We start from the raw sequence: 9,511 nt of genomic DNA, 5'->3' as shown, positions 1-9,511 counted from the left end.
CAGAATTCTGAACACTACCGTATCGTTGCCTCATTAAGCCATAAATAGGCAATTAACTTATTCTTTACTGTTTCAACATCGACTAACTTTAAGTAACGCTTTCTTTCTTTGTAATTCGCAAATGCTTTTAAGCACTCCTCTTTCCAAATTCCGTTTGCCAAGTACGGAGATAAACGGCTCTCGTGAGTAACGTATATTTGACTCAACGCAGTCGAATCGTTTTTACGTAGCTCGTGTAATTGGGCATCAAGCTCTTCAACTTCCTCTATATCAAGAGATAGAATAATTAATTCTGGATTTTGCGCACTTTCAATGAGCTCGTGAGCGCTATGGTAGAAGTTAAAATCTGGGTGCCATTTCTTTTCTTTGTAGCTCCCTATCCAGGCAAAATCATTGTCTGCACCAACAACTGATAAACTACTAAGCTTGCTTTGACTACTTTGTTCAGACATACGATTACCCATTCAAATACTGTTCACAATAAAAATTCCATGAATCCCGGCACATATCATTTAAATTCCGTGTCGCTTTCCATCCTAACTCTTTTTTAGCGGCCGAAGGGTCGGCCCAGCTAATGGCTATATCGCCTTCACGCCTATCCACTATATCGATAGGAACGGGTTGCTTACTTTCGAGCTCAAATGCTTTTACTAACTGCATGACGCTATAGCCATTCCCCGTACCCAAGTTAAATATCTTTGCTGGCTCAGAAAATTCAGTTGTGTGCATATACTCTGTTGCTTTGATATGTCCGCTCGCTAAATCCTGAACATGAATAAAGTCGCGAATACAGGTGCCGTCCTCTGTCGGGTAATCATTACCAAAAACTGATAATTTAGCGTTATTTCCCGCCGCTACATTTAATATAACTGGCATTAAGTTTGTTGGTGACTGCTTTAAGCTTTCCCCTATTAAACCGCTTTCATGAGCCCCTACGGGGTTAAAATACCGCAGAATAATAATTTTCCATTGAGTTGAAGAGCGACCGATATCAGTCAAAACTTTTTCCGCCATTAACTTTGTTTTGCCATAGGGCGTTAGTGGCTCTACAGTCGGAGACTTTTCCGTTATAGGTGTATGCTCAGCATTTCCGTAAACAGCCGCTGAAGAGCTGAATAGCAAGTTATATACCCCAGCATCTTCCATTACTTCACAGAGATTAAGCGTACCGGTCACATTGGTTTGATAGTATTTTAGCGGCTGATTCAGCGAATCATTAACGTCTTTTAGAGCAGCAAAGTGTATGACTGCATCGAAGTCATTATTCTTAAACACTCTACTTAAAAAACCTTTGTCGAGTACAGAACCGCAGCTAAACTCAAACTCACGACCTGCTAAATTACTAATGGAGTCGATAGTACCTCGTTCTGAATTTGAAAGGTCATCAATAACATGAACGTCGTGACCACCCTGCAAAAGCTGAACAGTAGTGTGGCTGCCTATGTATCCTGCACCGCCTGTAACTAACAATTTCACAACAAAACTCTAGCAAATTTAAAGCGGTTATTTTAAGTAACAGAAGTTCAAAAAGACATCGGAAGAAAGTACCAATTTGTAAGACTTTTACTTACGACAGTTTTCATTAACAAACCGTAAAGAATTTCACGAACCCTAAAAAACCGCTAAGCTTGTACCAAAACCCGAACTAAAAAGCAGGCTTATGAAAAAAATACTGAATTACTTTTTAAAAGGCTTGGCGATTTTACTGCCGATAGTTATTACCGTTTACCTCATTCGTTGGTTACTGGTAACTATTGAGCAATCGCTAAAGCCTGTTTGGATGGCTCTAGGCGGAGATGCTTATTATTTTCCTGGCCTTGCCTTTATTAGCTTCCTTATCCTTGCCCTGCTCGTTGGCTTTAGTTCACGGTGGAGTCTGTTCAATTCTATTTGGCAGTTGCCAGGCAAACTCATGAACAAAATGCCGCTGCTACGCAGCTTATATGGCACAGTAAATGACGTATTTGAAATGATGTCAGGTAAAGACTTTGCCGATGAGTCCGTCGTGATGGTAACGCTGCCGAATAGTAATACGAAGCTTATAGGCATTGTAACCAAAAAGCCTGGCGCCAGTGATGACAAGTTATCGGAAATTCTCGAAGACGAGCAAGTCGCCGTCTTTTTACCGATGAGTTATAACGTTGGTGGCTACATGATCATGGTGCCGAAAGACTGCGTTGAATCGCTCGACATGAAGCCGGCAGAAGCCTTGCAGCTGACTATTAGCGCTGGTATTGGCAAGAACCATAAAAAAAACGGCGCTAACTCATAGCGCCGCTTTTAATTTCACCAATTTAACCTTACTTATTTCAGGTCAAAGCGGTCCAACTGCATCACTTTTGTCCATGCTAGAACAAAGTCGTTGACGAACTTCTCGTTAGCGTCGCTCATTGCGTACACTTCAGAGACTGCGCGCAGTTCAGAGTTTGAGCCAAAGATAAGATCAACCGGGCTTGCTGTAAATTTCAGTTTGCCCGTTTCGCGATCATAACCTTCATACACCGCTTCATTGTCTTCTGACTTCTTCCACTCGTTATCCATAGTTAGCAGATTAACAAAGAAGTCATTATTCAACGTACCCGGTTGGTCAGTTAATACGCCGTGCTCAGAGCCGTCGTAATTCGCTCCAATAGTGCGTAAGCCGCCAATCAGGACTGTCATTTCGGGTACCGTCAGAGTTAATTGGTCGGCTTTATCAACCATCATCTGGGCTGGTGACAAGCGGTTGTCTTCACCAAAGTAGTTACGGAATGCATCAGCCTTTGGCTCTAAGAAAGAGAACGAATTGACATCTGTCATTTCCTGAGTGGCATCAGTACGACCCGGCTCGAACGGAACTGTCACATCGTAGCCCGCGTCTGAAGCGGCTTTCTCAATAGCTGCCGCACCACCTAGCACAATAACATCAGCCAGAGAAACGTACTTGTCGCCCGATAGATCATCATTAAAGTCTTCATGTACTTCTTTCAGTGTTGCCAGAACATCTTTCAGCTCTTCCGGGTTGTTCGCTTCCCAGTTAATTTGCGGTTCTAACGCAATGCGTGCGCCATTTGCACCGCCACGCATGTCAGTTCCACGGAAGCTTGAAGCCGACGCCCAAGCTGTGCGAACTAACTGCTGAACCGTCAAACCTGAATCCAATAATGCTTCTTTCAACTCAGCTACATCGTTTGAGTCAATAAGTTCGAAATCAGCATCAGGAATAGGGTCCTGCCAAATCAGATCTTCTGTTGGTGCCATGTCACCTAAGTAACGCTGGTTAGGTCCCATGTCACGGTGAGTCAGCTTAAACCACGCTTTTGCAAAAGCTTTTTCAAATTCTTCCGGATTTTCATGGAAGCGTTTCGCTATTTTGCGATATTCAGGGTCAAACTTCAGTGACAAGTCAGTGGTAAACATAATTGGCGCATGACGTTTACCTTCTACGTGCGCATCCGGCACCAAGTTAGACGCCTGGCCATCAACAGGAATCCACTGAATAGCCCCTGCCGGGCTCTTAGTTTGTTCCCACTCGAAGCCAAACAGGTTATCCAGGTATTGTGTCGTCCACGCGGTTGGGTTAACTGACCACGCACCTTCTAAGCCACTGGTAATAGTGTCTTCAGCGTTGCCTTTACCACATTTGTTTTTCCAGCCAAGGCCCTGCTGCTCAACAGGGGCAGCCGCTGGCTCAGCTTCTAAACATTCTTCTGGCTTATGCGCACCGTGTGCTTTACCAAAGGTATGGCCACCGGCAATAAGCGCCACAGTTTCTTCGTCATTCATTGCCATGCGACCAAAAGTATCACGAATGTCTTTTGCCGCTAATAGCGGGTCAGGTTTCCCATTAGGACCTTCCGGGTTTACATAAATGAGTCCCATCTGTACTGCTGCTAATGGGTTTTCCAGCTTACGATCACCTTTGTAGCGTTTGTCGCCGCCAAGCCACTCAGTCTCTGGCCCCCAGTAGACAATATCCGGCTCCCAGGCGTCTTCCCGACCACCAGCATAGCCATAGGTTTCAAAACCCATCGACTCTAAAGCGACGTTTCCTGTTAACACCATTAAGTCAGCCCATGACAAGCTGCGACCGTATTTTTGTTTCACTGGCCATAATAAACGGCGCGCTTTGTCTAAGCTGACATTGTCCGGCCAGCTGTTTAGAGGTTCAAACCGCTGTTGAGCGCCAGCTGCACCACCACGACCATCTTGCACGCGATAAGTACCAGCACCGTGCCAAGCCATACGAATAAAGAAAGGACCGTAATGTCCATAATCAGCTGGCCACCAGTCCTGGTCAGACGTCATTAATTCTTCAATGTCTTTTTTAACCTGCTCAAGGTCAAGTTTGCTAAAGGCTTCAGCATAGTCGAAGTTATCACCGTAGGGGTCTGATTCAGGACTATGCTGGCGCAATGGCTCAAGATTCAACTTGTTAGGCCACCAGAATTGATTCGACTTCGGCTCCGGCTTGTTCACATCGTAAGACATATTGTCCTGTGCACTAGCAACACCAGAAGCCACTGACAACGATACCGCAATTGATACCGCAGAAAGTATAGGAAGTGTTTTCTTAAACATGGTTTATTACCTTTTTGTTAAACACCAGTTTGGGCGCAAATAATAATAGACCAAACCAGCAATTTCGGTAGGCTCAAATAGATTCGAAAAACAGATTGCGGTAATCGGAAGGCTCTTATTTACTCCTCAAGATCTTCCAATTGTTAAGAAAAAATAAATGTGGAGGTAAAAGTATCAGGCTGCGTATATATCTATAGATAGCACGTTTCATAAATAAGGCATCTCGTCATTTTGTTTAAACATAAAGCGGCATTTTCACCAACAGCAAGTAATAAACTCATCGAGAAACTCGTCAATGAGTACGATATTACTTTGCGCCGCTTTGTTCGCGTTAGAACGGGCCAGTTTGAGGAAGATGATGACGTTATGCAGGAAATTTATGTGAAGCTTAGTCAAATCTCAGATCTTCACAAACGATTGTCAGGCAGAATGTCCACAGTAAAAAACTACCTACTACAAATTGCTAATCACGTCATTATTGATAGAGCTCGTCGGAGTGCTTCACGGCGCGCGTCAGACCACATTTCTCAAATTGAAGAACTTCACTTTACAGACTTAACATCACCTGAGCGTGCTTATACCAACAAAGCCATATTAGAGCGTATTGAGCTAGCTTTAGGTCACCTGAAGCAAGAACACAGGCAAGCGTTTTTATTGAGTAGAATTAACGGAATGAGTTACAGAGAAATAAGTGATCAACTGGATGTTTCAGTTAGCACCGTAGAAAAATACATTTCCTCCGCTTTACGTGAAATAAGGAAGGCAACGAAAGGTCTTGAGTCGGCAAATAGTGAGAGTACGTTATGAACCGTGACGAGAAAGTGCAAAAACAAGCCGCCTACTATGTCACACGGCTATTTTCCGGTGAGTTGACGGCCAACGAAGAACGCGAAATACAAAAGTGGCGCAGAGAAAATGACTGTCATGAACGAGAGTTCAATGCCATGTTAGCAATTTGGCAGCACAGTGACGCAGTATACCGTTCAACTAATCGTATCTCTTATTTAAAAAGGCCTTTCGCGTTCGCTGCATCTATTTTGCTAACCGCTATCACCGTCTACTTACTAGTAAATGCCCTTCCCTCTTTTTTACCCGCGTCTCAAAAGGCTCAGCGGGACCAAATTGTCAAAAATGAAGTTCACAAACCAATCATCATGAGTAAAACCTTTCAGTCAAGCGTTGGTGAAGTTCGTAAGATTGACTTGCCGGATGGTTCAGAAGTTACTTTAAATACCAACAGCGAGATTGCCGTCATGCTAACCAGTGAGCAACGCTTGGTTAAGCTGCGTCGCGGCGAAGTGTTTTTTGATATTCAGAAAGAAAAATCCAGGCCTTTCATTATCGATACCGGAAAACAAAAAGTGACAGTTCTGGGCACTCGTTTCACCGTTCGTAAGAACGCCGCTGAAGACTCAATAAAGGTATCGGTTCTAGAAGGCGTCGTTGAATTTGACACGCGTCAAAAATACACTGAAAGTCGCACTCGTCTATTAACGTCAGGCGATATTGCAACGTACGAAAACAGCAAAGTCTCATTAACTCGCGCAAACAGCAACAATCAGCAGCCGGGTTGGATTAAGGGCGTTCTTAGGTTTGATAATGCCCCTTTAAGTGAAGTCATCGCGGAATTGAATCGCTATCGCACGAAACAAATTCAAATGGGTTTTGCTCAACAAGAGCAATTCCGCATTAGTGGCGTATTCCGGCTGAGTGACGATGATAGTGTTTTAAACGCCATCACAGCAACTCTTCCAGTTAAAGTTCACGAAACAGAGCATGCTATTGAGCTTTCCAAAAAATAATGGAGGACATTCAAGTTCAGTGCGTATATGCCTTTAAAGACGCAGTAAACCTTCAATAAATAAAAAGGTACTGATTATGATTAAGCATAAACAAAGTTACATCGCACTTTGTACCTGCGCGGCGTTAAGCTGTATTTCCCTATCAGCTCAAGCAGCGCCGATTATTCCTCAAGACCCCGTCCAGTCAATATCGCTTGCAGAACAACCGTTAAGCGCGTCGTTACTTGATCTCGCCGAGCAAACAGGCACGCAAGTTATATTCTCTCCAGAGGTTGTTGATGGTTACAGTGCTACGCCCTTAGAAGGGGACTTTGCACCTCTAGAGGCACTAGAGCGGTTACTAACAGGAACTGACCTTGAGGTTATACGTCAGTCTGAAAATACATTTATTATCCAACGTGAAGCAGAAGAACCACCTCAACCCAGCCCTGATCAAACAGAGTCCATGGAAAAAATTACTGTCGTAGGCAGTAATATTAGAGGTGCGCAAGCTGCCGGAAGACTGCCGGTTACAGTCCTCAATGCCGACGACATAACCAATACCGGAGCAGTAACCGGGGACGAGTTATTACGCTCAGTGCCTCAAATAGGCGACATTAGCTTTAACAACGAACGGGCCATTGGTGGCGTTAATGACGCCCGCGGCGACGTGGCTTCCATCAATTTAAGAGGCATAGGTACCGGCAACACACTCACCCTTCTAAACGGCCGCCGCTTAGTTCTACACCCAGGAACTCAAACTGAAAACTTTGTTCCGGTCACAACCGTCAATTCAAACACTTTACCGGTATCGGGGTTACGTCGACTAGAAGTATTAAGAGACGGGGCATCCGCGCTTTATGGCACCGATGCCGTTGCTGGCGTAGTTAATTATGTTCTGAAAAAGGAAGTAACTCAGTCAGAATTAAAGCTAAACGCAGGTAATGCCAAAGGCACATCGATGCAACAATACTTGGCTAGCGGCTCAACTGGTTTTTTCTTCAATGATAACAAAAGCCATTTGAGTCTCTCTTTTGCTTATTACACTCGCGATGAAATTGGCGCTAATGAACGTTCTTACTCAGCAAGCGAAGATCGCCGCTTCAATGAGCGAGTCCCTGCTGAATTTATCGGTGACACACAATTAGATAATCGTTCTCTTTCTAGTCCCTGGGCAATTTTTGACGGCGAAAACATTGGCCGCTTCCATATTCGCCCTGAGTCCATGGGAGATTGTTTCCAGGTCATTTCTGACGGCGTTTGTGCTGCGGAGGGGTCTATTCCACGAGAAATGCGTTATGACTCTGCGCTTCAGGATCAAAGCATGACCTCAGCTGTTGACCGGGTTAACTTATTCGCCTATTACACCCACTCCCTTAGCCCAAATCTCGAGTTGTTCGGTGAAGCGCTTTACTATGACGCTATATCAAAACGCCGCAGAGAACAGAACGCTAATTTAACCGCACAACGTTTTACCATTAGCGAAGATGCTGCATACAACCCCTTTGGAGAAACCGTAACATTACGCAATATTCGACCTATGGATGTCGGCCCACGAAGGATTGAAGTTGAAGATTCAAGCTACCGTCTGTTAGCGGGACTGCGTGGTTACGCAAAAACCTGGGAATGGGAATCAGCCTTGCTTTATTCCAGAGCGGATACTCTGGATACCGGTTATAACAGGATACGCGTCAGCGCATTACAGCAAGCGATAAACTCAACCGATCCAGAAGAAGCATATAATCCATTTATTGGTGGGGACCCAAATAACCTAAACAGCGGAACCACTGCCTACAATGCGCCTGACGTCATAGCAAACTTAACCGACGACATAACCCGGGATAGCTCCACTGAACTTGCTCAATGGGACTTTAAACTATCAAACCCAACGCTTGCCAACTGGTATGCCGGAGACATTGGACTTGCTGCCGGAATAGAGTATCGCTATGAGTCATACGCTGACGACAGACATCCCCTTCTGGACGGCTCGACACCATTCTATGATCAAATAACAGGCGAACTAATGACAGACTCCGACGTGCTTGGCAGCAGTTCGACACCCGATGCACAAGGCAGTCGTAATGTATTCTCCGCCTACACTGAACTGCTTGTCCCTTTTCATGAAACATTCGATATGCAGATGGCGTTACGCTATGAACGCTTTTCCGATGTTGGCAGCGTGACCAAACCTAAACTGGCTCTAAGTTGGCTTCCTGTCGATTGGCTCCAATTGAGAGCTTCTTATTCTGGTGGTTTCAGAGCCCCCAATCTGCCTCAGGTCGTCGAAGAAAGTGTCTCGCGTACAAACAGTCGAACCGACCCTGTCATAGACGATAGATACAGCATAACTGAGGTACGAGGCGGTAACAGCGAACTCAGCCCGGAAGATGATGAAATATACAATTTCGGTATTGCTATTACTCCATTCGAAAACTTCCTCATTACTGTCGACAGATGGCGCATTGAGCAAGAAGGTGTCGTGGGTATTCTAAATAGTCAAACTCACCTGCTTTACGATTCGTTGCTTCGTTCTCAAGGTGACGCAAATCCAGCAGTTATTCGCAACGACGAATTAGAAGTCGTTTATGTTAATAATCAATACGACAACCTTGAAGTTAGAGAAATTTCCGGAACGGATATTAGTGTTAGTTATCAGGTGAACAGTGATAATTACGGCCTTTTTGACTTCTCTATAAATGCTGCCCATTTACGTAAATTTATGCAAACCCCGGACCCTATCAGTGCCATTGTTCTGGAGGCTCAGGAAAATGGGAACCCTGCTGTACCCATTGACATACCTGTTGTTGGCGCTGGTGATTTAAGGCAAATGAACGGTAACCCCAAGTGGCGTGCGTTCACTCGCCTCGATTGGGACCTGGGGAACTGGGGTGCCGGCATTCGAGTCAACTATATTGACGACTTTTACGAAACCAGCGTGACTACATCTGAAGGAGATATGATGCCGATAGACAGTTGGACCACAACCGACATTTATCTCGACTACCACTTCAGTCAAAGATCTCTCGACGGGCTCAGTATCCGATTAGGCGCCCGAAACATAGCCAACAAGAAACCGCCTATTGCCGATGAAAGCTTTGGTTATTTCTCAGACGTCCATTCAAATCGCGGACGTTACACTTACGCAACCTTGTCCTGGGCATTTTAGAGGA

The 9,511-nt window shown here is 44.8% G+C and carries 7 protein-coding genes; 4 read left to right on the top strand and 3 right to left on the bottom strand.

Annotated features, from left to right (window positions below; all coding sequences use genetic code 11):
• Positions 1 to 14 precede the first annotated feature (14 nt).
• Positions 15 to 452 (bottom strand): hypothetical protein, encoded by a 438-nt coding sequence (locus tag B3850_RS08385; protein ID WP_286876273.1) that lies wholly within the window; start codon positions 450 to 452, stop codon positions 15 to 17.
• 4 nt (positions 453 to 456) lie between these two features.
• On the bottom strand, positions 457 to 1,476 hold the full coding sequence (gene galE, locus B3850_RS08380) for a UDP-glucose 4-epimerase GalE (protein ID WP_286876275.1): 1,020 nt from the start codon (positions 1,474 to 1,476) through the stop codon (positions 457 to 459).
• Positions 1,477 to 1,660: 184 nt separating this feature from the next.
• Here galE and B3850_RS08375 point away from each other — a divergent pair, with 184 nt between their 5' ends.
• The gene (locus B3850_RS08375) at positions 1,661 to 2,272 is read left to right on the top strand and encodes a DUF502 domain-containing protein (RefSeq protein ID WP_286876277.1); all 612 of its coding nucleotides are present in this window, start codon (positions 1,661 to 1,663) and stop codon (positions 2,270 to 2,272) included.
• A gap of 32 nt (positions 2,273 to 2,304) precedes the next feature.
• Here B3850_RS08375 and katG read toward each other — a convergent pair whose 3' ends face one another.
• Positions 2,305 to 4,560 carry a catalase/peroxidase HPI gene (gene katG / locus B3850_RS08370; protein WP_286876279.1) on the bottom strand — a complete coding sequence of 752 codons (2,256 nt, stop codon included), beginning with the start codon at positions 4,558 to 4,560 and terminating at the stop codon, positions 2,305 to 2,307.
• Between the two features lie 231 nt (positions 4,561 to 4,791).
• Between katG and B3850_RS08365 the strand changes: the two genes are divergently transcribed.
• From B3850_RS08365 to B3850_RS08355, 3 genes are all read left to right on the top strand, one after another.
• Positions 4,792 to 5,367, top strand: a complete 576-nt coding sequence (locus B3850_RS08365; RefSeq protein ID WP_286876281.1) for an RNA polymerase sigma factor — start codon at positions 4,792 to 4,794, stop codon at positions 5,365 to 5,367.
• Entirely contained in the window at positions 5,364 to 6,362 is a 999-nt protein-coding gene (locus B3850_RS08360) for a FecR family protein (protein ID WP_286876283.1), read from the top strand. Before B3850_RS08365 ends, B3850_RS08360 begins: the two co-directional genes overlap by 4 nt.
• 76 nt (positions 6,363 to 6,438) lie before the next feature.
• A complete protein-coding gene (locus B3850_RS08355; RefSeq protein ID WP_286911629.1) occupies positions 6,439 to 9,507 on the top strand; it encodes a TonB-dependent receptor in 3,069 nt (1,022 codons plus the stop codon).
• Positions 9,508 to 9,511: the final 4 nt, after the last annotated feature.

It is taken from the genome of Idiomarina sp. UBA4520 (genome assembly GCF_002388365.1).
GTDB lineage: Bacteria > Pseudomonadota > Gammaproteobacteria > Enterobacterales > Alteromonadaceae > Idiomarina > Idiomarina zobellii.
The sequence above is the reverse complement of the archived record's forward strand: the minus strand, read 5'-3'. Positions and strand labels throughout refer to the sequence as shown.

Bases quoted from the DNA above. Each gene is read 5' to 3' on its own strand.
- B3850_RS08385 (WP_286876273.1), bottom strand. From the start codon at position 452: ATGTCTGAACAAAGTAGTCAAAGCAAGCTTAGTAGTTTATCAGTTGTT.
- B3850_RS08360 (WP_286876283.1), top strand. From the start codon at position 5,364: ATGAACCGTGACGAGAAAGTGCAAAAACAAGCCGCCTACTATGTCACA.
- katG (WP_286876279.1), bottom strand. From the start codon at position 4,560: ATGTTTAAGAAAACACTTCCTATACTTTCTGCGGTATCAATTGCGGTA.
- B3850_RS08375 (WP_286876277.1), top strand. From the start codon at position 1,661: ATGAAAAAAATACTGAATTACTTTTTAAAAGGCTTGGCGATTTTACTG.
- B3850_RS08355 (WP_286911629.1), top strand. From the start codon at position 6,439: ATGATTAAGCATAAACAAAGTTACATCGCACTTTGTACCTGCGCGGCG.